This window comes from Klebsiella sp. A-Nf5 (genome assembly GCF_002810545.1).
Classification (GTDB): domain Bacteria; phylum Pseudomonadota; class Gammaproteobacteria; order Enterobacterales; family Enterobacteriaceae; genus Klebsiella; species Klebsiella variicola.
In genome coordinates, this window is the sequence record NZ_PIOG01000119.1 from 1 (window position 1) to 472 (window position 472).

1 protein-coding gene is annotated in these 472 nt (G+C 34.7%); it reads right to left on the bottom strand.

The annotated features are described in order from the left end of the window. Positions 1-472 (bottom strand): hypothetical protein (locus tag CWM53_RS31005; protein ID WP_206062619.1); only part of this gene is annotated, 472 nt, incomplete at both ends.

Genomic DNA, 472 nt, shown 5'->3' on the forward strand with positions numbered 1-472 from the left:
CCAATGCTCATTATAAAACCTACTAATTTGTGGCAAATCATCCCAACGTTTTCCTTTAATACCGAATAGAACCTGAGTCCACCCAGCCAGATGAATTGATTGTTTCCCTAAATCCTTTATAAAAGAAGCTAAAGGTAAACCGTAGGCTCCACAGCCAATTATTGCCACATCGAAATCCATTTTCTTAATATCATTTTGCATCTTTTCTAACGCCTCAAACCATGTTTTGAACTCAGTTTTGTTATCGAGCATAGAAACTATTGGTTTGTATGTTAGTAGTTCAAAGTTAGGTAATACATCAGGATCTGACCATATATTCTCGCGATTCTCATATTGGCTTTTTATTTCATCAATGAATGGATGTATAACTAAAACTTTACGTCCCTCTAAATTTTTAGTCCAAGGTTGCTTATATAAAAACGGCGCGTAATATCCAGTTAAATTTACTTTAACTGAGTTTACTAGGTCTTGG